This window comes from Streptomyces sp. NPDC057694 (assembly GCF_042799415.1).
In the GTDB taxonomy this organism is placed as follows: domain Bacteria; phylum Actinomycetota; class Actinomycetes; order Streptomycetales; family Streptomycetaceae; genus Streptomyces.
The window spans coordinates 1-24,644 of sequence record NZ_JBHVIX010000049.1 but is presented as its reverse complement, the minus strand read 5'-3'; the positions used below and the strand labels follow the sequence as shown (position 1 = coordinate 24,644).

The 24,644-nt window shown below is 71.3% G+C and carries 23 protein-coding genes and 1 pseudogene; 15 read left to right on the top strand and 9 right to left on the bottom strand.

Annotated elements, in window-relative coordinates; all coding sequences use genetic code 11:
* Positions 1-105: 105 nt before the first annotated feature.
* Positions 106-1,215 carry a mechanosensitive ion channel family protein gene (locus ACFVDP_RS43435; protein ID WP_383503288.1) on the bottom strand — a complete coding sequence of 370 codons (1,110 nt, stop codon included), beginning with the start codon at positions 1,213-1,215 and terminating at the stop codon, positions 106-108.
* Positions 1,216-1,284: 69 nt separating this feature from the next.
* Here ACFVDP_RS43435 and ACFVDP_RS43430 point away from each other — a divergent pair, with 69 nt between their 5' ends.
* On the top strand, positions 1,285-1,854 hold the full coding sequence (locus ACFVDP_RS43430) for a dienelactone hydrolase family protein (RefSeq protein ID WP_383503283.1): 570 nt from the start codon (positions 1,285-1,287) through the stop codon (positions 1,852-1,854).
* Between the two features lie 39 nt (positions 1,855-1,893).
* Here the strand turns inward: ACFVDP_RS43430 and ACFVDP_RS43425 are convergent, their stop codons facing one another.
* The 3 genes from ACFVDP_RS43425 to ACFVDP_RS43415 all read right to left on the bottom strand — a co-directional run bounded on the left by ACFVDP_RS43425 (position 1,894) and on the right by ACFVDP_RS43415 (position 4,877).
* Positions 1,894-2,739, bottom strand: a complete 846-nt coding sequence (locus ACFVDP_RS43425) for a thioredoxin domain-containing protein (protein WP_383503281.1) — start codon at positions 2,737-2,739, stop codon at positions 1,894-1,896.
* 76 nt (positions 2,740-2,815) lie between these two features.
* Positions 2,816-3,496 (bottom strand): hypothetical protein, encoded by a 681-nt coding sequence (locus tag ACFVDP_RS43420; RefSeq protein ID WP_383503279.1) that lies wholly within the window; start codon positions 3,494-3,496, stop codon positions 2,816-2,818.
* Positions 3,497-3,551: 55 nt separating this feature from the next.
* On the bottom strand, positions 3,552-4,877 hold the full coding sequence (locus ACFVDP_RS43415; protein ID WP_383503278.1) for a DUF2252 domain-containing protein: 1,326 nt from the start codon (positions 4,875-4,877) through the stop codon (positions 3,552-3,554).
* 177 nt (positions 4,878-5,054) lie between these two features.
* On the opposite strand from ACFVDP_RS43415, the gene dnaE reads away from it, so the two are divergent.
* Positions 5,055-8,594, top strand: a complete 3,540-nt coding sequence (gene dnaE / locus ACFVDP_RS43410; RefSeq protein ID WP_383503276.1) for a DNA polymerase III subunit alpha — start codon at positions 5,055-5,057, stop codon at positions 8,592-8,594.
* A 99-nt stretch (positions 8,595-8,693) separates the two neighbouring features.
* Here the strand turns inward: dnaE and ACFVDP_RS43405 are convergent, their stop codons facing one another.
* Positions 8,694-8,858: a hypothetical protein gene (locus ACFVDP_RS43405; RefSeq protein ID WP_383503274.1), complete on the bottom strand. Its 165-nt coding sequence runs from the start codon at positions 8,856-8,858 to the stop codon at positions 8,694-8,696.
* 242 nt (positions 8,859-9,100) lie between these two features.
* Between ACFVDP_RS43405 and ACFVDP_RS43400 the strand changes: the two genes are divergently transcribed.
* The 4 genes from ACFVDP_RS43400 to ACFVDP_RS43385 all read left to right on the top strand — a co-directional run bounded on the left by ACFVDP_RS43400 (position 9,101) and on the right by ACFVDP_RS43385 (position 13,253).
* Positions 9,101-10,342 carry an NYN domain-containing protein gene (locus ACFVDP_RS43400; RefSeq protein ID WP_383503272.1) on the top strand — a complete coding sequence of 414 codons (1,242 nt, stop codon included), beginning with the start codon at positions 9,101-9,103 and terminating at the stop codon, positions 10,340-10,342.
* A gap of 367 nt (positions 10,343-10,709) precedes the next feature.
* Positions 10,710-11,690, top strand: a complete 981-nt coding sequence (locus tag ACFVDP_RS43395; protein WP_383503286.1) for an ABC transporter ATP-binding protein — start codon at positions 10,710-10,712, stop codon at positions 11,688-11,690.
* Complete coding sequence (locus ACFVDP_RS43390; RefSeq protein WP_383503271.1) at positions 11,687-12,520, top strand: ABC transporter permease; 834 nt, start codon at positions 11,687-11,689, stop codon at positions 12,518-12,520. Before ACFVDP_RS43395 ends, ACFVDP_RS43390 begins: the two co-directional genes overlap by 4 nt.
* A 34-nt stretch (positions 12,521-12,554) precedes the next feature.
* Positions 12,555-13,253: a DUF2567 domain-containing protein gene (locus ACFVDP_RS43385; RefSeq protein WP_383503269.1), complete on the top strand. Its 699-nt coding sequence runs from the start codon at positions 12,555-12,557 to the stop codon at positions 13,251-13,253.
* 200 nt (positions 13,254-13,453) lie between these two features.
* On the opposite strand, the gene ybaK is transcribed toward ACFVDP_RS43385, so the two are convergent.
* The 4 genes from ybaK to ACFVDP_RS43365 form a co-directional block, all read right to left on the bottom strand.
* On the bottom strand, positions 13,454-13,957 hold the full coding sequence (gene ybaK, locus ACFVDP_RS43380) for a Cys-tRNA(Pro) deacylase (RefSeq protein ID WP_383503267.1): 504 nt from the start codon (positions 13,955-13,957) through the stop codon (positions 13,454-13,456).
* An 18-nt stretch (positions 13,958-13,975) separates the two neighbouring features.
* Positions 13,976-14,770: an LON peptidase substrate-binding domain-containing protein gene (locus ACFVDP_RS43375; RefSeq protein WP_383503265.1), complete on the bottom strand. Its 795-nt coding sequence runs from the start codon at positions 14,768-14,770 to the stop codon at positions 13,976-13,978.
* Between the two features lie 5 nt (positions 14,771-14,775).
* Positions 14,776-15,786, bottom strand: a complete 1,011-nt coding sequence (locus ACFVDP_RS43370) for a hypothetical protein (RefSeq protein WP_383503263.1) — start codon at positions 15,784-15,786, stop codon at positions 14,776-14,778.
* A 306-nt stretch (positions 15,787-16,092) separates the two neighbouring features.
* Positions 16,093-17,604: an oxidoreductase gene (locus tag ACFVDP_RS43365; RefSeq protein WP_383503284.1), complete on the bottom strand. Its 1,512-nt coding sequence runs from the start codon at positions 17,602-17,604 to the stop codon at positions 16,093-16,095.
* 327 nt (positions 17,605-17,931) lie between these two features.
* On the opposite strand from ACFVDP_RS43365, the gene hisD reads away from it, so the two are divergent.
* The 9 genes and pseudogenes from hisD to ACFVDP_RS43320 form a co-directional block, all read left to right on the top strand.
* Positions 17,932-19,257, top strand: a complete 1,326-nt coding sequence (gene hisD / locus ACFVDP_RS43360; protein WP_383503261.1) for a histidinol dehydrogenase — start codon at positions 17,932-17,934, stop codon at positions 19,255-19,257.
* The gene (locus ACFVDP_RS43355) at positions 19,254-20,354 is read left to right on the top strand and encodes a histidinol-phosphate transaminase (protein WP_383503259.1); all 1,101 of its coding nucleotides are present in this window, start codon (positions 19,254-19,256) and stop codon (positions 20,352-20,354) included. Before hisD ends, ACFVDP_RS43355 begins: the two co-directional genes overlap by 4 nt.
* Positions 20,351-20,944, top strand: a complete 594-nt coding sequence (gene hisB, locus ACFVDP_RS43350) for an imidazoleglycerol-phosphate dehydratase HisB (protein ID WP_351443705.1) — start codon at positions 20,351-20,353, stop codon at positions 20,942-20,944. The genes ACFVDP_RS43355 and hisB overlap by 4 nt, the downstream gene beginning before the upstream one ends.
* 2 nt (positions 20,945-20,946) lie before the next feature.
* Positions 20,947-21,111 carry a hypothetical protein gene (locus tag ACFVDP_RS43345; RefSeq protein WP_383503257.1) on the top strand — a complete coding sequence of 55 codons (165 nt, stop codon included), beginning with the start codon at positions 20,947-20,949 and terminating at the stop codon, positions 21,109-21,111.
* Between the two features lie 5 nt (positions 21,112-21,116).
* The gene (gene hisH / locus ACFVDP_RS43340; RefSeq protein ID WP_383503255.1) at positions 21,117-21,755 is read left to right on the top strand and encodes an imidazole glycerol phosphate synthase subunit HisH; all 639 of its coding nucleotides are present in this window, start codon (positions 21,117-21,119) and stop codon (positions 21,753-21,755) included.
* 3 nt (positions 21,756-21,758) lie between these two features.
* The gene (gene priA, locus ACFVDP_RS43335; protein ID WP_383503253.1) at positions 21,759-22,499 is read left to right on the top strand and encodes a bifunctional 1-(5-phosphoribosyl)-5-((5-phosphoribosylamino)methylideneamino)imidazole-4-carboxamide isomerase/phosphoribosylanthranilate isomerase PriA; all 741 of its coding nucleotides are present in this window, start codon (positions 21,759-21,761) and stop codon (positions 22,497-22,499) included.
* Positions 22,496-22,903: a RidA family protein gene (locus ACFVDP_RS43330; protein WP_383503252.1), complete on the top strand. Its 408-nt coding sequence runs from the start codon at positions 22,496-22,498 to the stop codon at positions 22,901-22,903. Before priA ends, ACFVDP_RS43330 begins: the two co-directional genes overlap by 4 nt.
* Positions 22,900-23,655 (top strand): imidazole glycerol phosphate synthase subunit HisF, encoded by a 756-nt coding sequence (hisF, locus tag ACFVDP_RS43325; protein ID WP_383503250.1) that lies wholly within the window; start codon positions 22,900-22,902, stop codon positions 23,653-23,655. Before ACFVDP_RS43330 ends, hisF begins: the two co-directional genes overlap by 4 nt.
* Before the next feature lie 399 nt (positions 23,656-24,054).
* Positions 24,055-24,644, top strand: a pseudogene (locus tag ACFVDP_RS43320) (hypothetical protein); the annotation flags it as partial.

Here is a 24,644-nt window from a genome sequence, read left to right as displayed (position 1 = left end):
GTGTCCTCTCTTTCGCGCCCCCCCCCTCTGTGGGATAGAGGCCTTCCGCGTCGGGGGGGGGGGGGCCCCCCCGCGACCAGCCACGACGTGACTGGCACTGTGGAGTCAACCGCGCCCCGTGCGCGGGGCCCTGCCGTTGCGGGTCAGGACGTGCTCCGAGAGGGACTCAAAGGCCTCGTCGGGGGCGAGCAGGGCCGTCGCGGTGTTGATGCGCGGGAGCGCGTACGGGTGCTGGTCGGTCAGCCAGCGCAGCAGCTGCTCGCGGACCGTGACCCGCACCGTCCAGATGTCGTCGGCGTCCTTGGCCGTGACGAGGGCGCGCACCTGCATCGTGGAGGGCGTGGTGTCGGTGACGGCCAGACCCCAGTCACGGCCGTCCCACGCGGCGCACTCGCCGAGGATGTCGCGCAGCTGCTCGCGCATCTCGTGCAGCGGCGCGCTGTGGTCCAGGTGGAAGAAGACGGTGCCGGTCATCTGGGCGCCGCCGCGCGACCAGTTCTCGAACGGCTTCGACGTGAAGTACGAGACCGGCATGGTGATCCGGCGCTCGTCCCAGGTGCGGACGGCGAGGAAGGTGAGGGTGATCTCCTCGACCGTGCCCCACTCGCCGTCCACGACGACCGTGTCCCCTATGCGGACCATGTCGCCGAAGGCGATCTGCAGCCCGGCGAAGAGGTTGCCGAGCGTGGACTGGGCGGCGACACCGGCGACGATGCCGAGGATGCCGGCGGAGGCGAGCAGCGACGCCCCCGCGGTGCGGAACGCGGGGAAGGTCAGCAGCATCGCCGAGACGGCCACCACACCGACGACCGCCGTGACGACGCGCTGGATGAGGGCGACCTGGGTGCGCACCCGGCGGACCCGGGCGGGATCGCGGTGCATGGCGGCGTAACGGGCGTAGGACGACTCCACGACCACCGCGGCGCTCCGGATGATCAGCCAGGCCGTGCCACCGATGAGCACCAGACTGAGGGTCTGGCCGATCCCCGCGGAGTGCTCCTTCGCGAGCTTCGCCTGGTCGTACGAGCCGCGCAGCAGCGCCGCGCAGAGCACGAACTGGAGGGGCAGTCGGCAGCGCCGCAGCAGGCCCCAGAGCGGTGTCTCGTGGTGGCGCCGGTCGGCCCGCCGCAGCAGCCGGTCCACAGCCCACCCGACGAGGAGGGTGATGAGGACCGAACCACCGATCACGATCAGGGGGCGCAGTACGTTCTCCATCTCCATGCCTTGCACCGTAACCGGGATCCGCCACGGCTAACCTGTGGCGTTCCTGGCACCATGGAGCGCATGAACATCATGCTGTTCCACTCGACGTTCGGACTGCGGCCCGCCGTGAAGGACGCGGCCGACCGGCTGCGCGCCGCAGGTCACGAGGTGTGGACCCCCGATCTCTTCGACGGCCGCACCTTCGACACCATCGACGAGGGCATGGAGTTCAAGGAGGAGATCGGCAAGGACGAACTCCTCAAGCGGGCCGTGCTCGCGGCCGCCCCCTACTCGGAGCGGGGCCTGGTCTACGCGGGCTTCTCGCTGGGCGCCTCCATCGCGCAGACCCTCGCGCTGGGCGACGAGAAGGCCCGCGGGCTGCTGCTGGTGCACGGCACGTCGGACATCGCGGAGACCGCGTCCGTGGACGAGCTGCCGGTCCAGCTGCACGTCGCTTCGCCGGACGTCTTCGAGACGGACGACTGGCTGAACACCTGGTACCTGCAGATGGGGCGCACCGGCGCCGACGTCGAGATCTACCGCTACGCCGGAGCCGGCCACCTCTACACCGACACCGACCTGCCGGACTACGACGAGGAGGCCGCCGAGGCCACCTGGCGGGTGGCGCTCGGCTTCCTCGACTCGCTCTAGGGCACCGGTCGCTCCAGGGCACCGGCGGCCCGGAGGCGATCAGCCCGCGAGGGCCTTCTCGATCGCCGTGTTGAAGTCCGCCACCGTCATGGGGGCGTTCTGACCGTCGGAGCCCACGAGCTTCTTGCCGTCCATGACGAGGGACGGGGTGCCGGTGACCTCGTCCTTGTTCGAGTCGAACGTCTTGGACATCTTCATGGCCCAGTTGTCGTAGGTGCCGTTGCGGACGTCCTTCTGGAAGGCCTTGTTGTTCTTGAGGGCGTCCACGGTGTTCGCGACCTTGATCAGGTAGTCGTCGCTCTTGAACTCGTCCTTGGTCTCGTCCGGGTGGTACTTCTTCGAGTACAGGGCGGTCTTGTAGTCGAGGAAGGCGTCCTGGCTGACGTTCAGGGCCGCGCCGAGCGCGCTCAGCGCGTTCTTGGAGCCCTCGCCGTTGGAACCGATCTTGCCGCTGCCGTCGCCGTCGATGAAGGTGGCGCCGATGTACTGGATCTTGAACTTGCCGTCCTCGACGTCCTTGTGGACGGTCGAGCCGACGGTCTGCTCGAAGGACGCGCAGACCGGGCAGCGCGAGTCCTCGTAGAGCTTCAGGGTCTTCTTCGCGCTGTCCTTGCCGATCACCACGGTCGTGCCGTTGGTACCGGTGGTGTGCGCGGGCGCCACGACGTCGGCGGTCTTCGCGTCCATGGCCGTCTCCCAGTGGGAGGGCTTCATGGCCTGCACCGCGAAGTAGCCGATGCCGCCGGCTATCGCGAGCACACCCACGATGGAACCGATGACGATCGCCTGCCGCTTCGCCTTCGCCTTCTTCGCCTGCTTCTCGCGCTCGATCCGCAGCCGCTCGCGGGCCGCCGTCTTCGCCTGCTGGCTGTTGCGCTTGCTCATGATCCGTTACTCCGTTGACTGATGAAAGATGCGGGGGACTGTCGTGCTCGGCTGTGGCGCTCGCTCGGGCGAGGGCTCAGAGGGCCGCGCACGGCGGTCCGCGCCGTCCCACGGAGTGCACCCAGATCCGGATGCGGGCGGCCGGCCTCGGGGCCGTGGGGCGGGGCCTCGCGGCCACCGGCTCCAGATGGGCGGTGACCGCGGCCCAGGCGACGATCAGCGGCCGGAACGCGAACGCGGCCAGCGCGCGCAGCAGCTGGGCCAGCGCCTGCTCGCCGCGGCGCAGCCACAGGGCCGCGAGCAGCCCGACCGTGACATGCGCGCCGAGCAGCAGCCAGGAGGCCGCGGGATCGGAGTGGGCGAGCAGACCGACGGGCTTGTCGGGACCGGCGCCGGTCATCCGCGCCAGGGGCGTGCCCACGTTCCCCGCGCACAGCACGTCGAAGCCGAACGAGCGCAGGGGACCCGCCACCGGGCCGCCCGCCGCGCCGTAACAGACGTGCTGGCCGGTGGTGAAGACCGTGTCCGCCGCCAGCTCCAGCGGGACGAGCAGCGCCGCGATCCGCCCGAAGCCGCGCTCACGTCCGGCGAGCGCGTACGCGATCACGAACACGGCGGCGGCGATCGCGCCGACCGTCGAAAGCGGCAGCGGGGCCCGGGACAGCAGCACGTGCGACGCGGCGGACAGCGTCACGGCCACGGCCGTGAAGAGCGCCGCGCGCACGGCTCTGAGCTGGGTCCCGGATATGTCGTCCATCGCCGAGGAGTGTGCCATGGCCGGCTGTAAGCGATGCCTAAAGGGTGGCTGTGTGTCAGAGACCGGGAATCCGGCCGTTGCGGAACAGGTCCACGAAGATCTGGTGGTCCTCACGCGCGCGGGCGCCGTAAAGGTGCGCGAAGTCGACCAGAAGGTCCGCGAAACCGTCCTCGTCGGCGGCGATCGCCGCGTCGATCGCGCGCTCCGTGGAGAACGGCACCAGCGACTCGCCGGACTGGTCGTCGGCCGCGCCGTGCATCGTCGCGGTCGCCCGGCCGAGGTCGGCGACGACCGCGTCGATCTCCACCGGGTCGTCGATGTCCGACCAGTCCAGGTCCACCGCGTACGGGGAGACCTCGGCGACCAGCTGCCCCGAGCCGTTCAGCTCCGTCCAGCCCAGCCACGGGTCCGCGTGGGCCTGCAGCGCGCGCTGCGAGATGACCGTGCGGTGCCCCTCGTGCTGGAAGTAGTCCCGGATCGCCGGGTCCGTGATGTGCCGCGAGACGGCCGGGGTCTGGGCCTGCTTCACGTAGATCACCACATCGTTCTCCAGGGCGTCGCTGTTGCCCTCCAGAAGGATGTTGTACGAGGGCAGACCGGCCGAGCCGATGCCGATGCCGCGGCGCCCGACGACGTCCTTCACGCGGTACGAGTCCGGGCGGGCCAGCGACGACTCCGGCAGCGTCTCCAGATAGCCGTCGAAGGCCGCGAGCACCTTGTAGCGCGTCGCCGCGTCCAGCTCGATGGAGCCGCCGCCGGGCGCGAAGCGGCGCTCGAAGTCGCGGATCTCCGTCATGGAGTCGAGCAGCTCGAAGCGGGTACGCGCGCGAGCGTCGCGCAGCGCCCCGAGCAGCGGGCCGTCGGCCGTGTCCAGGGTGAAAGGCGGCACCTCGTCGTTCTTCGCGCCCGTGGCCAGCGAGTGGACCCGCTCGCGGTAGGCCGCCGCGTACGTGCGCACCAGGGCGCTGATCTGCTCGTCGCTGAACGCCTTCGCGTAGCCGATCAGCGCCACCGAGGCGGCGAAGCGCTTGAGGTCCCAGGTGAAGGGGCCGACGTACGCCTCGTCGAAGTCGTTCACATTGAAGACCAGCCGGCCGTTCGCATCCATGTACGTGCCGAAGTTCTCCGCGTGCAGGTCGCCGTGGATCCACACCCGGCTCGTGCGGTCGTCCAGGTACGGCCCGCCGTGCTGCTCACGCTCCAGGTCCTGGTAGAAGAGGCAGGCCGTGCCGCGGTAGAACGCGAAGGCCGACGCGGCCATCTTGCGGAACTTGACCCGGAAGGCTGCGGGGTCCGCGGCGAGCAGCTCGCCGAACGCGGTGTCGAAGACAGCGAGGATCTGCTCGCCGCGCTCTTCAGCGGTGGGCTGCGGGTCCGACATCGCGGGGTGCCTCCTGGTGCAGATGGTGCGTGAGCTGTGTGACACGCAGGGCAGGTGTTCTGACCTGTCCAACGCCCGACCGTACTCCGGAGTGCCCGTCGGTTGTCAGCGGTCGGTCGTAGACTTCCAAGCTGTCCCCGCCCCTTCGCCGCGCGCCCGCCAATGGAGGCCCCCACCGTGTCAAAGCCGCCCTTCACGCACCTGCACGTCCACACCCAGTACTCGCTGCTGGACGGTGCCGCGCGGCTGAAGGACATGTTCAACGCGTGCAACGAGATGGGCATGACGCACATCGCGATGTCCGACCACGGCAACCTGCACGGGGCGTACGACTTCTTCCACTCCGCGCAGAAGGCGGGCGTCACGCCGATCATCGGCATCGAGGCGTACGTCGCCCCGGAGTCGCGGCGCAACAAGCGGAAGATCAAGTGGGGCCAGCCGCACCAGAAGCGCGACGACATCTCCGGTTCGGGTGGTTACACGCACAAAACGATCTGGGCGGCGAACAGCACGGGCCTGCACAACCTGTTCAAGCTCTCCTCGGACGCGTACGCCGAGGGCTGGCTGCAGAAGTGGCCGCGCATGGACAAGGAGACGATCTCCCAGTGGAGCGAGGGCCTGATCGCCTCCACCGGCTGCCCCTCCGGCGAGCTGCAGACCCGGCTGCGCCTCGGCCAGTTCGACGAGGCGCTGAAGGCGGCCTCCGAGTACCAGGACATCTTCGGCAAGGACCGGTACTTCCTGGAGCTGATGGACCACGGCATCGAGATCGAGCGCCGGGTCCGTGACGGCCTCCTTGAGATCGGCAAGAAGCTCGGCATCCCGCCGCTGGTGACGAACGACTCGCACTACACCTACGCGCACGAGGCGACGGCCCACGACGCCCTGCTCTGCATCCAGACCGGCAAGAACCTCTCCGACCCGGACCGCTTCCGGTTCGACGGCACGGGCTACTACCTGAAGTCCACGGACGAGATGTACGCCGTCGACTCCTCGGACGCCTGGCAGGAGGGCTGCCGCAACACGCTCCTGGTCGCCGAGCAGATCGACACGACCGGCATGTTCGAGAAGCGCGACCTCATGCCGAAGTTCGACATCCCGGAAGAGGGCTACACCAACACCACGTGGTTCAAGGAGGAAGTGCGGCGCGGCATGAACCGCCGCTTCCCCGGCGGTGTCCCCGAGGACCGGCAGAAGCAGGCCGAGTACGAGATGGACATCATCATCCAGATGGGGTTCCCGGGTTACTTCCTGGTGGTCGCCGACTTCATCATGTGGGCCAAGAACAACGGCATCGCGGTGGGCCCCGGCCGTGGCTCCGCGGCCGGCTCGATCGTCTCGTACGCCATGGGCATCACCGACCTCGACCCGATCGAGCACGGACTGATCTTCGAGCGGTTCCTCAACCCCGAGCGCGTCTCCATGCCCGACGTCGACATCGACTTCGACGAGCGCAGGCGCGTCGAGGTGATCAGGTACGTGACCGAGAAGTACGGCGCCGACAAGGTCGCCATGATCGGCACGTACGGCAAGATCAAGGCCAAGAACGCGATCAAGGACTCCGCGCGCGTGCTCGGCTACCCGTACGCGATGGGCGACCGCCTCACCAAGGCGATGCCCGCAGACGTCCTCGGCAAGGGCATCGATCTCAACGGCATCACCGACTCCACGCACCCGCGCTACAGCGAGGCGGGCGAGATCCGCGGGATGTACGAGAACGAGCCGGACGTGAAGAAGGTCATCGACACCGCCAAGGGCGTCGAGGGCCTGGTCCGGCAGATGGGCGTGCACGCCGCCGGCGTCATCATGTCCAGCGAGCCGATCGTCGACCACGCCCCGCTGTGGACGCGGCACACCGACGGCGTGACCATCACGCAGTGGGACTACCCGCAGTGCGAGTCCCTCGGCCTGATCAAGATGGACTTCCTGGGCCTCAGGAACCTGACGATCATGGACGACGCCGTGAAGATGGTGGAGTCCAACAAGGGCGTCAAGCTCGAACTCCTCTCGGTCGCGCTGGACGACCCCAAGACGTACGAGCTGCTCTGCCGCGGTGACACGCTCGGTGTGTTCCAGTTCGACGGCGGCCCGATGCGCTCGCTGCTGCGCCAGATGCAGCCCGACAACTTCGAGGACATTTCCGCCGTGTCGGCCCTGTACCGGCCGGGCCCGATGGGCATGAACTCGCACACGAACTACGCCGAGCGCAAGAACGCCCGGCAGGACATCACGCCGATCCACCCGGAGCTCGAAGAGCCCCTGAAGGAGACGCTGGGCCTCACCTACGGCCTCATCGTGTACCAGGAGCAGGTACAGAAGGCCGCGCAGATCGTCGCCGGGTACTCGCTCGGCGAGGCCGACATCCTGCGCCGCGTGATGGGCAAGAAGAAGCCCGAGGAACTGGCGAAGAACTTCACCATCTTCCAGGAGGGCGCCCGCAAGAACGGCTTCTCCGACCAGGCGATCCAGGCCCTGTGGGACGTCCTGGTGCCGTTCGCCGGCTACGCGTTCAACAAGGCGCACTCGTCCGCGTACGGCCTGGTCACCTACTGGACCGCGTACCTGAAGGCGAACTACCCGGCCGAGTACATGGCGGCCCTGCTCACCTCGGTGAAGGACGACAAGGACAAGTCGGCCGTCTACCTCAACGAGTGCCGGCGCATGAAGATCAAGGTCCTCCCGCCGAACGTGAACGAGTCGGTGCACAACTTCGCCGCCCAGGGCGACGACGTGATCCTCTTCGGCCTGGAGGCGGTCCGCAACGTCGGGACGAACGTCGTGGACGCGATCATCCGCTCGCGCAAGGCCAAGGGGAAGTACTCCTCGTTCCCCGACTACCTCGACAAGGTCGAGGCCGCGGCGTGCAACAAGAGGACCACCGAATCGCTCATCAAGGCGGGCGCGTTCGACGAGATGGGGCACACCCGCAAGGGCCTCACCGCGCAGTACGAGCCCATGATCGACAACGTCGTGGCGGTCAAGCGCAAGGAGGCCGAGGGACAGTTCGACCTCTTCGGCGGCGGCGACGAGGGCGGCGACGAGCCGGGCTTCGGGCTCGACGTCGAGTTCTCCACCGACGAGTGGGACAAGACGTACCTGCTCGCCCAGGAGCGCGAGATGCTCGGCCTGTACGTCTCCGACCACCCGCTGTTCGGCCTGGAGCACGTGCTGTCCGACAAGGCGGACGCGGGCATCGGGCAGCTCACCGGCGGTGACTTCGGCGACGGCGCGGTCGTCACGGTCGGCGGCATCATCTCGGGCCTCCAGCGCAAGATGACCAAGCAGGGCAACGCCTGGGCGATCGCGACCGTCGAGGACCTCGCCGGTTCCATCGAGTGCATGTTCTTCCCCGCGACGTACCAGCTGGTGTCCACCCAGCTCGTCGAGGACGCCGTGGTCTTCGTCAAGGGCCGCCTCGACAAGCGCGAGGACGTGCCGCGCCTGGTCGCCATGGAGATGCAGGTCCCGGACCTGTCGAACGCGGGGACGAACGCGCCGGTGATCCTGACCATCCCCGCCCTGAAGGTGACCCCGCCGATGATCAGCCGGCTCGGCGAGATCCTCGCCAACCACCGGGGCGACAGCGAGGTGCGGATCAAGCTCCAGGGCCCGCGCAAGACCACGGTCCTCCGGCTCGACCGGCACCGGGTCAAGCCGGACCCGGCGCTCTACGGCGACCTGAAGGTACTGCTCGGCCCGTCCTGCCTGGCGGGCTGATACCGCCAAGCGGCGCACACGGCGGACACAGCGCGAGGGCCGCACCCGGACTTCCGGGTGCGGCCCTCGCGCCGTGCTCCGACAGCCTTGCGGCTTACGTCAGTTGTGCCCGAAGCGGCGCTCGCGGTGCTTGCGGGCCACATCCCCCGGTGTGGCCTGGATGGCCGACTTCGTCTCCGCCTCCATGGCGGACGACCGGGCCTGCTCCTGCGGCTCTGCGGACTTCTGCTGCTGATTACGGTTCTGCTTGCGGTTCTTGGCCATGGTGATTGCCTCCTGCGGGGGACTAGGGGCCAGGGCCGGTTTCAGATTCACACAAGGCGTACAAGACCGCATTTCGGATTATTACCGTGCGTAAGAGGGGGATCGAGCCGGGTTCGTCACTCCTTCACGCCTTCCGCCACGCCGAAGATCGAGTTCGGGCCGTTAAGCCCCGCGCTGTCGGGCAGACTCGAAGGAAACCCGAAGCGAACGCACGGGCGTGTCGGCGAAAGAGGGTGGACCGCGTGGACCGTTGCATCGTCCTGGTGGACGCCGGGTATCTGCTGGGTGCTGCCGCGAGTCTCCTCGCGGGCGAGCCGTCCCGGTCCCGGATCCATGTCGACCACGCCGCCCTCATCCAGGGGCTGCGCGAGCGCGCCGAGTCCGAGACCGAGCGCCAGCTCCTGCGCATCTACTGGTTCGACGGCGCCCCCGACCGGGTCCCGCAGCCCGAGCACCGCAGGCTGCGCGTGATGCCCCGGGTGACGGTGCGCCTCGGCGCCCTGACCCGCAGCGACGGGCGCTGGGCGCAGAAGGGCGTCGACGCCGCGATGCACGCCGAGCTGACCGAGCTGGCGCGCAACCGGGCCTGCTCCGACGTCGTCCTGGTCACCGGCGACGGCGATCTGCTGCCCGGCATGATGGCCGCCAAGGAGCACGGCGTCGCCGTCCACCTGTGGGCCGTCCAGGCCGCCGACGGGGACTACAACCAGTCCGAGGACCTGGTCGCCGAGGCCGACGAGCGGCGCGTGCTCGACCGGACCTGGATCACCAAGGCCGTCCGCGCCAAGGAGTTCGGCGGCATCTGCGCCCCGCCGCCCGCGCCGCGCCCCGAGATCGCCGCGATCCTCTCCGCGCCGCTGCCCGAGTCCGCGCCGGGCGCCCCGGGCCGCCTCGCCGGCCGGGACGCCGACACGCCGCCGGTCCAGCACGCGCCGGCCGAGCGCGCCGAGCGGGCCGAGAGCGACCCGGAGGACCGGTCCGGCGCGGGCAAGGGCGTACCCACCCCGAAGGATCTGGCCGCACTGCGCGCGCCCGGCACGCAGGCCGCGCAGCATCCGGCCAACGCGACGCTGCGCTGGTCCTCCGACAAGGGCTGGGTCGAGCGGCCCGGCGGGGGAGCCGAGACGCCCGAGTCGGCGTCGCTGCCGACCCTGGCGCAGCTCACCACCGCCGAGCAGCGCTGGGCCGACCGCGAGGAGGACATCACCGCGGTCGGCGGGGACCCGTACGAGGTGGGGCAGGTGTTCGCGCGGCGCTGGATGGAGCGGCTGGGCGACCAGACGCAATTGCAGAAGCTGTCGACCATGTATCCCCGGGTGCCGCACCGCATCGACGGGGAGCTGCTGCGGTACGCCGCGCGGTTCGGGTTGCTCGCGCACAAGGACGATCAGATCGACGAGCACGACCGGTATGCGATTCGGGCCGGGTTCTGGCGGGAGGTCGATGTGCGGACCGGAGCCGAGCACGCTGCCGCTGGGGATTGAGTTTCGGGGTGCTGCTACGTCACGGCGTCTGCCGTGTTCTGCCGGGTGGCGTGTGCGGCTCTCGTCGTGGCTGGTCGCGCAGTTCCCCGCGCCCCTGTCGGGGCGCCTTGGCGCCCGCGGTGTTGTCGCCGGATGGCGTTTGCGGGTTCGTCGCGGCTGGTCGCGCCCCGCGGCGGAGCCACTGATCGGCACAGCCCCGCGCCCCTTACGGGGCGCCTTGGCGCGGGCGTGTCAGCGTGGCCCGCGTTGCTTTTGGGGCGCCATTTGTCCGACCCGGGCGCAAACCTGGGGGCTCGACCCCGTACTCTCGTTCCTCGTGAGTACGCGCACCGGTGAGCCCGTCCTGGAGTATGGCAGGGGTGCTGTCGTGTGCTCGGTGCGGGGGCTGCGGAAGACCTATCCCGCCTCGCGCGGGCGGCGTGGTGCGCCCGGGGGGCCGGAAGTGCGGGCCACCGACGAGGTCGGGCTCGACATCGCACGCGGCGAGATCTTCGGTCTGCTCGGGCCGAACGGCGCCGGGAAGTCCACCCTCGTACGGCAGCTGACCGGGCTCATGCGGCCCGACGCCGGGAGCGTGGAGATCCTCGGGCACGACATCGTGCGCCACCCGGAGCGGGCCTCACGGATCCTCGCCTACCTCGGGCAGGAGTCGACCGCCCTCGACGAGCTCACCGTCTCCCTCGCCGCCGAGACCACCGGACGGCTGCGCGGGCTCAGCCTCAAGGACGCCCGGGTCGCACGCGACGCCGTCCTCGACGAGCTGGGCATCGGCGCGATCGCCGGGCGGCCGCTCAAGAAGCTCTCCGGCGGGCAGCGGCGGCTCGCCTGCTTCGCCGCCGTCCTGGTCGGTGAGCGGCCACTGCTCGTGCTCGACGAGCCGACCACCGGGATGGACCCCGTCGCGCGACGGGCCGTCTGGGCGGCCGTGGACCGCAGACGCGCCGAGCGCGGCACCACCGTGCTGCTCGTCACCCACAACGTCATCGAGGCCGAGACCGTCCTCGACCGGGTCGCGGTGATGGACCAGGGCCGGGTCATCGCCTGCGACACCCCGGCCGGGCTCAAGGAGCGCGTCGCCGGCGAGGTGCGGGTCGAACTCGTGTGGCGGGAAAAGGCGCCGACGGAGCTGGCCGAGGTCGCACGGCTGCGCGAGCACGCCGTCGAGTCCGGGCGGCGCTGGTCGCTGCGGCTCGCCCCCGACGAGGCCCGCCGCGCCGTCGCCGCCGTCACCGGCGGCCCGGCCTTCGACTTCCTCGACGACTTCACGCTCGCCACCCCGAGCCTGGAGGACGTGTACTTGGCGCTCGGCGGGAGCCGCAGCGGCGTGAAGGGCCTGGTGAAGGCATGAGTGTCGTATCCGCCGACGCGGTACCGGCCGCGGAGCCGGCCGTCATCGCCGATCCGGGAGCCGGCCGCGGCGAGGAGGGGCTCGCGCCGCGGGCCCGGTTCCTGCCGTCGCTCGCCGCCGTCTACCGCGCCCAGCTCTCCCGGGCCAGAGTGGCCCGGATCCCGCTGCTCTTCGTGGCGACCTTCCAGTCCATCGGGATCATGATCCTGATGCGCGGCGTCGTCGACCAGGGCAGCAGCGAGGCACAGGCCGTCGTCGCCGGGTCCGCCGTGCTGGTCGTCGCCTTCGTCGCGCTGAACCTGCTGGCCCAGTACTTCGGGCAGCTGCGCGCCGCCGGCGGGCTCGACCACTACGCGACGCTGCCGGTGCCGCCCGCCTCCGTGGTCCTGGGCGCGGCGGGCGCGTACGCGTCGTTCACCGTGCCCGGCACCGTGGTCACCGCGATCGTCGGCTGCGCGATGTTCGATCTGCCGCTCGCCCATCTGTGGGTGCTCGCCGCCGTCATCCCGCTCGCCGGAGCCGCCCTCGCCGGGCTCGGCGCCGCGCTCGGGCTGCTCGCGCCACGCCCCGAACTGGCCACACTGCTCGGCCAGTTGGGCATGTCCGCGGCGCTGCTGCTGGGCGTGCTGCCCGCCGCCCGGATGCCCGAGGCGGTGCGCTACGCCCGCGATCTGCTGCCGTCGACCTACGGCGTCGAGGCCTTCGCCCGCACCTTCGGCGACCGGCCCGACTGGCCCGCCGTCCTGCTCGACCTGGGCGTCTGCGCCGCTGTCGGCGTCGCCTCGCTGGCCGTGGCGACCTGGGCGTACCGTCGGGCAGCCGTCCGGTGACGCGCGCCGCCGACACGCCTGGCACGATGGCAGGGTGACCGCACCGCTGACACCGCCGCCGCATCAACCCCCGGACGACAACGGGCACGGCAACCCGTGGCAGGCCCCGGATCCGATGGCCGGCCATCTGCCGCCGCCCGCGCCGTCCCCGGCAGTCGAGGACGGGCCCGGCCTGAAGGCCGAGCTGCGCGAGGCCGTCGTCGTGTTCGCCGGTGTCGCCGTGTTCGGACTGCTCCTCGGTGTGCTCTGGCTGTGGCTCGCGCCGCGCGTGCCGCTGATCTCCGACAGCTCGGCCGTCTACCTCAAGGACAGCGAGGGGGAGCAGGCCATCGGGATCGACGGCACGTTCGCGCTGCTCGGGCTCGCGTTCGGCGCCGTGACCGCCCTGCTCGTCTTCCTGTGGCGACGGCGCGGCGGCATCGGGATCGTCGTGGCACTCGCGCTGGGCGCGCTGCTCGGCGGCGTGATCGCCTGGCGGTTCGGGATCTGGCTGGGGCCGACGCGGGACGTCGCCGCCCACGCCAAGGAGCTCGGCAAGGGCGTCGTGTTCGACGCGCCCCTCGAACTGAAGGCCAAGGGCGCGCTGCTCGCGTGGCCGCTGGCCGCGATGGTCGTCCATCTCGCGCTCACCGGCCTGTTCGGCCCCCGGGACCCCGACCCGTACGCGCAGTACTACGTGCCGCAGCACCCGGAGGGGGCACCGGGCCCGGAGCCGCACGGCCCCTCGGCGTAGTTCTTGATGGTTTTTTGCGAGGTGTCCGGCCGGGGAGGCCGTCGTGTCGACGGTGTCCCCGGCCGGCCGTGCGAGCGCTGAACGTCAGGCGGGCCTGCGCCCGTGATTGGCCTTGCCCTTCTTGATCCGCCACTTGCGCTTGCGTGTCCTCTTCGACATGTCCTTGGTGCTTAGTCGAAGCGGAGGGTCACGTCGAGGGGTCACGCACGCCCGACGGGCGCGAGCACCGCGCCGGTGAGCGCCGCCAGGTCCGCGGCCGCCAGCTCGACCTCCAGGCCACGGCGGCCCGCCGAGACACAGATGGTCGCGTGCTCCGCGGCGGACGCGTCGATGACCGTCGGCAGCTTCTTGCGCTGGCCGAGCGGGGAGATGCCGCCGCGTACGTACCCGGTGGTGCGCTCGGCGAGCGCCGGGTCGGCCATCGTGGCGCGCTTGCCGCCGACCGCCGCGGCGAGCGCCTTCAGATCGAGCTGGCCCGCCACCGGCACGACGGCGACCGTGAGCCGGCCGTCGACGTCCGCGACGAGCGTCTTGAAGACCCGGTCGGGGGACACGCCCATCGCCTCGGCCGCTTCCTCGCCGTAACTGGGATGTGCCGGGTCGTGCTCGTAGGAGTGGACCGTGAAGGCGGTGCCCGCGGCCGTCAGCGCGACCGTCGCCGGGGTCCCGCCGGACTGCTGCTGCTTCTTGGACTTCTTCGCCAACGTGCCGTGTCCTTCAGGTCAGTTGAGGCTGGTCGCCGCTCTGGTGAGGTCCGTCGCGGGCAGCGACGGCAGATGCCGGATGATCGCCGTCTCGGCGCGCAGCAGCTTCAGCTCCTCGCGCAGCCGCGACGCCACGTCGGCCGTTTCGAGGAGCCGCTGCTTCGTCGGTACGTCGAGCACCGCGGCCGCGGCGACCAGGTACGACACCACCGACGGCTCGTCGGGGAGCTCCGCGCCCGTCGTCAGGGACCGCTCGCGGGCGCCCGCGAGCCGCTTCTGGTACGAGCGGAACGCGCGCAGCACGCCCTCGGCCAGGGCGCCCGCCTCCTCGCCGTCGTCGTCGGGCAGCACCTCCACCTCCGCGGTGAGGTACGGGCCCGAGGCGTCCACCGAGCGCAGCCCGACGCGCTGGGTGCCGGTCGCGAGCACCTCGAAGCTGCCGTCGGGGCGCTCACGGATCGTCGCGGCGTCGGCGATGCAGCCGACGAGGTGGAAGGAGGAGATCGGGTCGTCGCCGAAGCCGGCGGCGGGTCCCGCGCCGGCCTCCTTCGTGGTGAGGTCGTCCGGCATGCCGGCGGCGCTCGGCGCGACCTCGTGGCCGTCGCGGATCGCCACGACCACGAAATTGCGCGGCTCGTCGGAGACGGCCGGGTCGGCCTCGGGGTCGTCGGGATCGGCGGGCCCGGGAGGAGCTGCCTTCAGCAGGTCGCGCATCAGGGCGCGGTAACGCTCCTCGAAGATGTTCAGCGGGAGCACGAGCCCGGGGAACAGCACCGAGTTGAGCGGGAAGAGCGGAAGCCGGACGGTGGTCACGACGGTCAAGAGTAATGGTCGCCGGAGGTCCTCGGTCCGCCGAGCAGCGGGAGCGCCGCCGCGACCTCCAGACGGACGCCGTCGCGCAGGTGCAGGAACTCGCCCAGCGGGTCGTCGGAGAGCCGGTCCCAGGGGAACGATGTCGCGTAGGGACCGATGAGACGCAGCTGGTCCAGGGCGTCCTGCCAGCGTTCGAGATGGATCAGTACGCAGGCCAGCAGATTGCGCACCTCGGCGGGCCAGGGGTCCGCGGTGTCGTACGTGGCCGAGAGCCCGATGGCGAGATCGGCCGCCGCGTCGAGGCGGGCGCGCGGGATGCCGTGCGGGGACTGCGCGGTGAGGTAGGCGAAGGCGGCGCGGGCCGGGAGGGCCTGGAGCAGGGAGCCGGGCAGCGCGTCCTCGGCGGCGTGCTCGGCGAAGTCGAAGCACTCCGCGTGCGAGCCGTACCAGGCGGCCGACAGGTACTGAAGGGCCGCGACGTGGCAGCCGTAGTGGTGCGTGGAGCGGCGCACCGCCTGGGTCCACAGCTCCTCGAAGACGGTGTGCGGGGCGTTCGCGCCGCGGGCGTGGTCCAGGGCGAGGCGCCAGGGGACCGGGTCGCTGCGGTCGGCGTCGGCCGCGGCCAGGATCAGCGGGGTGACGTCGCGGAGCAGTTCGGCGCGGGCCGGGGAGCCGAAGGCGCGGGCGACCGCGACCTCCGCCTTGACCAGGAGCAGGTCGGGGTCGTGCGGGGCGGCCGACTGCCAGGCCGCGAACCATTCGGGGCGGGCGGCGGCGAACGCGGCGAGGCGCTGCACGTAGCGGTCGCGGTTCTCCCACTCGGCGGCCTCGCGGGTGTGGGCGAGGACCTTGGCGGCCGGGCCGTACTCGGTGTGGCCCGCGGCGGCCAGGGCCGTGGCGAGGCGGTCGTCCGGGGCGTCGAGGAGGATCTCCTCGTCCGGGGGGAGGCCTTCGGCCAGGGAGGCCGTGTGGCGAATCATGCGGGCTGTTCGGATGAGGGCGCGGAGCAGGGGCATGTCCGCGTCCTCCTTTTGGCGGGGCCTGTTGTTGCCCTGGGATGACGGGCTTTGGGGGGTGGTGGTTGCTTGGGGGTGGGTAACGGTTTGGGGTCCGGACAGGGTGCCTGGGTCAGCTGTGAGTATGCGGTGCGGATGGGGGTGCGGGTGCGGGTGCGGGCGGGGCTGGGGCTCGGGCTTGATGGGCGCTCGCCCCGCGCTGGGGGGCCGCCTTGCCCACCCTGCCGCCCCTGGCGGCAGATTGCCCAAGGCGGGCGGGCGGGGCGGGGTGAGACGGCTGCAGGTTGGCCCAGGTTGCCGCGAGGGTCAGCTTCGTCGGAGTAGGCGGGTGGCGCCTGCTGCGACTGTCGTGGCCAGGATCCAGCCGAGCATGATCAGGACCGCCGCCAGCCACTGCCAGCCGTCGCTGAGCCGCCAGCTGTGCGCCTGGCCCAGGTCGATCACCGGGAGCAGCAGGTCGAGGGCGAAGAGGGCCGGGTCCCAGCGCGGGCCCTGGCCCGGCTGTATCGGCGGATGCTGGGCGCGGCTGAAGGCGACCGCGCCGACCGCCCAGAGCACGGCCATCCAGACGGCGGCCCGGCCCGGCCGGTACCCGTAGGCGACCGTCCAGTCCTGGATGTAGCCCCACACCTTCGCGGCCACCGGCAGCGTCTCGCGGCGCCGGCGCTGCTTGGCGAGCAGCACCTCGCGGGCGTCGGCGTCCTCCCCGCTGTTGCGGAGCATGGCGGCGAGCTGCTCGTACGGTTCCGGGCGGTACTCGGGGGTGGCGTCGGAGAGCCAGGCGAGGCGGCGGTGCAGCGGGAAGGCGCCGACCGGGATCAGGTTCTCGTACGTGAAGCCGCTGACCCGGAACTGTCCCGCGACCGGCCAGCTCGTCGACTTGTCGATCAGATTGACGACCTTCGCGCCGCTCAGCACGACGAGACCGCGCTCCGGCCGCTCCCCGGTGAAGCGCAGCTCGGGCGTCTGGACGCGGCGCAGGGACACCTCCTGGTCGTTGCGCAGCGTGAACCGGGCCGAGTCCAGGTCGATGGCGTCGCCGAAGCGCCCGTCGTCGAGCCGCAGGCCGCCCACGCACTCGAACCGCTGTACGCGGGTGCCCTGGGCCGGGGTGCCGCCCGACTGGAGCAGATTGCCTATCCCGGCGGGGGTCAGATACAGGGTGCGCTCGACCGTCAGCTGCGGGGCGTTCAGCGCGCGCCGCCCGTGCGTGTTGCTCAGCCGGCTGCCGCGCAGGGACAGCGAGACGCCCACGGTCGCGCCGCGCAGGCTCAGCTCGCCGTGCGTCTCCAGCAGCTCGGCCTGGAGGTCCTGGCCGACCGACATGCCGTCCGCGGCGACCGACTTGCCGGTCCGGTCGCGGAACGCCACCGCCTGGTTGAGCAGCAGATCCGTGCCGATGTGGGCGTCGGTCAGCCGGACGCCGGTGTGGAAGCGGGAGCGGGGCAGGTGCAGATCGCCCTCGGTGTGCACCCGGGCCGCCTCCAGGCGCGGCACTGAGCAGTTCACGATGCGGAGCGTCGTGAAGTGCGCCTCCGGGAGCAGCACCTCCTTCTCGAAGCGGCAGTCCTTCAGCTCCACGTACGGCTCGATGGTGCCGCCCGCCAGATCGAGCGCGTCCGTGATCTGCACGCCCTGGAGCTTCAGCGACGACACCCGGCCGTCCAGGGCCGGCGGCCCGTCGAGGAGCAGCCACGCCACGATCCGCGCGCGCACGCTGCGCTCGGGACCCCAGGGGTGCCCGCCGTGCGGATCGTCGGCCGCTCTGCCGCCCGTACGCAGGTCGTAGAGGCTCCCGTTGCGGAACGCCTGCCACATTCCGACCTCTGCTGCGGTCAGGCCGTCCGGCACGTCACCATTGCCGCTGCCGGTCGTCGTCCCGTCGACCACGACTGTCCTGCCTCCCCGTACGCCTTCGTGGCACCCTCGTGCCCTGCCGCGCTCCGTACGCCCCGTGCGTTCCGCGCGCCCCGCCGGCATCTGCTACCCGCGGGTTGTGTACGACCGGTCATGCCCGCTGGGTGACCGCTTGAACGCTAGTGGTGAAGGTCGTCCTCCGGTGCGGGAACAACGGCTGAAACCGGACGAGTATCAGTCACTGATACGGGCCACCGGCGGCAAACCCGCGTCTGAGAGAATTGGTGCGTGATCTCTCGAATCGATCTGCGCGGCGCCGCCCTCCCCGAGGGCCAGGCCCTGCGCTCGCTGCTGCCCCGAGCCGACTTCGACGTCTCGGCCGCCCTGGACAAGGTGCGCCCGATCTGCGAGGACGTGCATCATCGCGGCGACGCGGCGCTGATCGAGTACGGCGAGAAGTTCGACGGAGTGACGCTGGAGTCCGTGCGGGTGCCGGCCGAGGCCCTGGCCAAGGCGCTCGCCGACCTCGACCCGGCCGTCCGCGCGGCCCTGGAGGAGTCCATCCGCCGGGCCCGCATCGTCCACCGCGAGCAGCGCCGTACCGGCCACACCACGCAGGTCGTGCCCGGCGGTTCGGTCACCGAGAAGTGGGTGCCGGTCGAGCGCGTCGGCCTGTACGCGCCCGGCGGCCGGTCCGTCTACCCGTCGTCCGTGATCATGAACGCCGTACCGGCGCAGGAGGCCGGCGTCGAGTCGATCGCGCTCGCCTCCCCGCCGCAGAAGGAGTTCGGCGGCCTGCCGCACCCGACGATCCTGGCGGCCTGCGCGCTGCTCGGCGTCGACGAGGTGTACGCGGCCGGCGGCGCCACCGCCGTCGCGATGTTCGCGTACGGCACCGAGTCCTGCCCGCCCGCGAACATGGTGACCGGCCCGGGCAACATCTGGGTCGCCGCCGCCAAGCGCTACTTCACCGGCCGGATCGGCATCGACGCCGAGGCGGGCCCGACCGAGATCGCCGTCCTCGCCGACGCCACGGCCGACCCGGTGCACGTCGCGTCCGACCTGATCAGCCAGGCCGAGCACGACCCGCTGGCCGCGGCCGTCCTCGTCACGGACAGCGAGGAGCTGGCCGCCGCCGTCGAGCGCGAGCTGGAGCCGCAGGTCGCCGCGACCAAGCACGTCGACGACCGGATCGTGCCCGCCCTCAAGGGGCAGCAGTCCGCGATCGTCCTCGTGGACTCCCTGGAGGACGGCCTCAAGGTCGTCGACGCGTACGGCGCCGAGCACCTGGAGATCCAGACGGCGGACGCCGCCGCCGTCGCCCAGCGCGTGAAGAACGCGGGCGCGGTCTTCGTCGGCCCGTGGGCGCCGGTCTCCCTGGGGGACTACGCCGCCGGGTCCAACCACGTCCTGCCGACCGGCGGCTGCGCCTGCCACTCCTCCGGCCTGTCCGTCCAGTCCTTCCTGCGCGGCATCCACATCGTCGACTACACGAAGGACGCCCTCGCCGAGGTCGCCCGCACCGTGGTGACGCTGGCCGAGGCCGAGGACCTGCCCGCGCACGGCGCCGCCGTCAAGGCCCGCTTCGGGTGGAAGGTGCCGACGGACAAGTGACGAACATCGACGACCTTCCCGTACGCGACGAACTGCGCGGCAAGTCCCCCTACGGCGCGCCCCAACTGGACGTCGCCGTCCGGCTGAACACGAACGAGAACCCGTACCCGCTGCCCGAGCCGCTCGTCGCGCGCATCGCGGAGCGGGTCGCGGAAGCGGCCCGCACCCTCAACCGCTACCCCGACCGGGACGCGGTGGAGCTGCGCACCGAGCTGGCCCGCTACCTGACCCGCACGACCGGCCACGAGGTCGGTCACGACCAGGTCTGGGCGGCCAACGGGTCGAACGAGGTGCTCCAGCAGCTCCTCCAGGCGTTCGGCGGCCCCGGCCGCACCGCGCTCGGCTTCGAGCCCTCGTACTCGATGCACCCGCTGCTCGCGCGGGGCACCAACACCGGCTGGGTCAGCGCCCCGCGCAAGGACGACTTCTCGCTGGACGTGCCCGGCGCCGTCGAGGCGATCCGCACGCACCGCCCCAGCGTCGTCTTCATCACCAGCCCCAACAACCCCACCGGCAACGCGGTGGCCCGCGAGGACGTCCTCGCGCTGTACGAGGCCGCCGGCCGGGACGCGGTGGTGATCGTCGACGAGGCGTACACCGAGTTCAGCCACGGCAGCTCGCTGCTCGAACTGATCGAGGGCCGCCCGAACCTGATCGTCTCGCGCACCATGTCGAAGGCGTTCGGCGCCGCGGGCCTGCGCCTCGGCTACCTCGCCGCCGACCCGGCCGTGGTCGACGCGGTGCAGCTGGTGCGCCTGCCCTACCACCTGTCGGCCGTGAACCAGGCGACGGCGCTCGCCGCCCTGGAGTACACCGACACCCTGCTCCAGTACGTGGAGCAGCTGAAGGCCGAACGCGACCGGGTGGTCGAGGAGTTGAAGGGGCTCGGCTTCGACGTCACCGTCGCCGACGCCAACTTCATCCAGTTCGGTGTCTTCCAAGACCCGCATGCGGTCTGGCAGTTCATCCTCGACCGAGGAGTCCTGATCCGGGACAACGGCGTACCGGGACGGCTGCGCATGTCGGTCGGCACCCCCGAAGAGAACGACGCGTTCCTGGACGCGGCCCGTGAAGTCACAAAGGAGTTCGGCGCATGAGCCGCGTAGGACGAGTGGAACGTACGACCAAGGAGACCTCGGTCCTCGTCGAGATCGATCTCGACGGCAGCGGCAAGGTCGACGTGTCGACCGGTGTCGGCTTCTACGACCACATGCTCGACCAGCTCGGCCGCCACGGCCTCTTCGACCTCACGGTCAAGACCGAGGGTGACCTGCACATCGACTCGCACCACACCATCGAGGACACCGCGCTCGCCCTCGGCGCCGCCTTCAAGCAGGCGCTCGGCGACAAGGTGGGCATCTACCGCTTCGGCAACTGCACGGTCCCGCTGGACGAGTCCCTCGCCCAGGTCACCGTCGACCTCTCCGGCCGCCCGTACCTCGTGCACACCGAGCCCGAGAAGATGGCGCCGATGATCGGCGAGTACGACACGACGATGACCCGGCACATCCTGGAGTCGTTCGTCGCGCAGGCGCAGATCGCCCTGCACGTCCACGTCCCGTACGGGCGCAACGCGCACCACATCGTGGAGTGCCAGTTCAAGGCCCTCGCCCGCGCGCTGCGCTACGCCTCCGAGCGGGACCCGCGCGCGGCCGGCATCCTCCCCTCGACGAAGGGTGCCCTCTAGTCATGAACGGCCTCGCGACCGTCCTCATCCTCGTCGGCCTCTTCCTGGTCGGCGGCATCATCTCCTTCGCCAAGCAGGGCATGGGCAAGAGCCTCATCACCCTCCTGTCGATCAGCGCCGCCCTGTGCCTGGTCGCGGGCGTGCTGCGCCTCGACTACTGGAACTGACGGCCATGACAGACAAAAAAGTTGTCGTCTTCGACTACGGCTTCGGAAACGTGCGCTCCGCCGAGCGCGCCCTCGCCCGCGCGGGCGCCGACGTCGAGATCACCCGTGACTACGACAAGGCGATGAACGCCGACGGACTCCTCGTCCCCGGCGTCGGCGCCTTCGCCGCCTGCATGAACGGACTGAAGGAGGCGCGCGGCGACTGGATCGTCGGGCGCCGGCTGGCCGGCGGCAGGCCCGTGATGGGCATCTGCGTCGGCATGCAGATCCTGTTCGCGCGGGGCATCGAGCACGGCGTCGAGGCCGAGGGCCTCGACGAGTGGCCCGGTGTCGTCGAACCGCTGAAGGCCGACGTCGTCCCCCACATGGGCTGGAACACCGTCGACGCGCCCGAGGGCAGCGAGCTGTTCGCGGGTGTCGGCAGCGACGAGCGCTTCTACTTCGTGCACAGTTACGCCGTCCAGCACTGGGAGCTGGAGGTCCACAACCCGCACATCCGTGCCCCCAAGGTGACCTGGTCGACCCACGGCGAGCCCTTCGTGGCCGCCGTCGAGAACGGCGCGCTGTGGGCGACGCAGTTCCACCCCGAGAAGTCCGGCGACGCCGGAGCCCAGCTGCTGAAGAACTGGATCGGAAACCTCTAAGCCATGGCCTCTTCTCTCAACCACGTGCTCGAACTCCTCCCCGCGGTCGACGTCCGTGACGGCCAGGCGGTCCGCCTCGTCCATGGCGAGTCCGGCTCCGAGACCTCCTACGGCTCCCCGCTGGAGGCGGCCCTCGCCTGGCAGTCCTCCGGCGCCGAGTGGCTGCACCTGGTCGACCTGGACGCCGCGTTCGGCACCGGCGACAACCGCGCGCTGATCCGCGAGGTCACCGAGGCCATGGACATCAAGGTGGAGCTGTCGGGCGGCATCCGCGACGACGACACGCTCGCCGCGGCCCTCGCCACCGGCTGCACCCGCGTCAACCTCGGCACCGCCGCGCTGGAGACCCCCGAGTGGGTCGCCAAGATCATCGCCGAGCACGGCGACAAGATCGCGGTCGGCCTCGACGTACGCGGCACGACGCTGCGCGGCCGCGGCTGGACCCGCGACGGCGGCGACCTCTACGAGACGCTGGCACGCCTCGACTCCGAGGGCTGCGCGCGCTACGTCGTCACCGACATCGCCAAGGACGGCACGCTCCAGGGCCCGAACCTGGAACTGCTGAAGAACGTGTGCGCGGCCACGGACCGCCCGATCGTCGCCTCGGGCGGCGTCTCCTCCCTCGACGATCTGCGGGCCATCGCCGAGCTGGTGCCGCTCGGCGTCGAGGGCTCCATCGTCGGCAAGGCGCTGTACGCCAAGGCGTTCACGCTGGAGGCAGCGCTGGAGGCGGTCTCCGTATGAGCGGCGCCGTCCGCCGGATCCAGTCCGGGGCCCCCTGGGAGGAGGCCTTCGGGTACGCCCGTGCCGTCGAACTCCCCAACGGTCTCGTGCTGGTCTCCGGCTGCACCTCCGTCGTCGACGGCGTGATCGCCGAAGGCGGCCCGTACGAGCAGACGAAGAACGCCTTCAACGTGGCGATCGAGGCACTGGCCGAGCTGGGCCTCGGCCGCGACGACGTCGTGCGCACCCGCATGTACATCACCCACGCGCGGGACGTCGACGAGGTCGGCCGCGCCCACAAGGAGCTGTTCGACACCGTCCGCCCCGTCGCGTCGATGCTGATCATCTCCGGCTTCGTCGACCCGTCGCTGGTCGTGGAGGTCGAGGTCGAGGCGTTCCGCCCGCAGGCAGGAGAAGCACGGTGAGCCTCGCGGTACGCGTCATCCCGTGTCTCGACGTGGACAACGGGCGGGTCGTCAAGGGCGTCAACTTCCAGAACCTGCGTGACGCGGGCGACCCCGTCGAGATGGCGAAGGTGTACGACGCCGAGGGCGCCGACGAGCTGACGTTCCTGGACATCACCGCCTCGTCCGGCAACCGGGAGACCACCTACGACGTGGTGCGCCGCACCGCCGAGCAGGTCTTCATCCCGCTCACCGTGGGCGGCGGGGTGCGCACCGCCGAGGACGTGGACAAGCTGCTGCGCGCCGGGGCCGACAAGGTGGGCGTGAACACGGCCGCCATCGCCCGGCCGGAGCTGATCCGGGAGATCGCCGAGCGGTTCGGGCGGCAGGTGCTCGTCCTCTCGGTCGATGCCCGGCGCACCGAGTCCGGGGCCTTCGAGGTGACGACCCACGGCGGGCGGCGGTCCGCCGGGATCGACGCCGTCGAATGGGCCCATCAGGCGGCCGAGTTGGGGGCCGGCGAGATCCTCCTCAACTCGATGGACGCCGACGGGACGAAGGACGGGTACGACCTGGAGATGATCTCGGCCGTACGCAAGCACGTGTCCGTGCCGGTGATCGCTTCGGGCGGGGCCGGGCGTCTTGAGCACTTCGCGCCGGCCGTTGCGGCGGGGGCCGATGCCGTGCTCGCGGCGTCCGTCTTCCACTTCGGCGACCTGCGCATCGGAGAGGTGAAGTCCTCCCTGCGGGACGCTGGGTGTCCGGTGCGCTGAGCACTCCGGGGGCGCGGGTGTGTTGCCGAGCGCGGCTGTCGTCGTGGCTGGTCATGGGCTGTCGTTCGGGTGCGGCCCGGTGGCCGCTTCTCGCGCAGTTCCCCGCGCCCCTGAGGCAGGCACTTCGCGCCGCCTCTCCTTGAGGCTGCGCTTCGCGCGCCTCTGATGAGATGCCGCACGAAGTGCGCATCTCAGGGGCGCGGGGAACTGCGCGAGAAGCCCCACCGGGCCGCGGGTGAGGGACGGCCCAGGGGTGCCGGGAACCAGGTGAGGACCCTATGGCCGCGCGCTCCTGGCGTTCCGTATGTGCTGTGCGGGGACACAGTGTCCCCCGGTGACGGTTGGGCTCGGGCCCAGTTGGTGGCCCGGGCGGCGCGGTTCACCCCTAGCGTGGTCCGGGTGACCGGCATGAGCGTGCTGTTGCTGACCGCCGCCGCGTACGAGGCCGACCCGGAGGGCCCCGGCGCCGACGCGGGCCTCGTGCTGCGGGCCGCGGCGGCCGCCCGGCTCGGCGCGCACGCCCTGGACGCCGCCGGACGCGCGGGCCTGACCCGCGACGCCGACGGACGGCTGCGGCTGCCCGACCCGCGAGCCCGGTACACGGCGGAGCCGCCCGCCCGCCGCAGGGCCGCGCACCGCCTGCTGGCCGATGCCGCCACGGGGGAGCGGCACCGGCCGGCGGGTCTGCTGCACCGGGTGCTCGCGACGCCGTACCCGGACGAGCGGCTCGGCGCCGAACTCGCCGCCGCCGCGCAGGAGCCGGGCCCGCCCGCGGGGGAGCGGGCCACGGCGCTCGCCCTCGCCGCCGGGCTCGCGCCGGACCCGGCGGTGCGGGCGGCCCGCCTGGTCGCCGCGGCCGACCGCTACCGGCGCGGGGGGGGAACGGGGGGGGGACGAGGGCTCCTCGGAAAGGCAGCAAGGGTGGGGGACCCCACCCCCATGCGCGCACAGGAAGCAGCGGTCCCCCGGGTGCTTTTCCTGTGCGACAG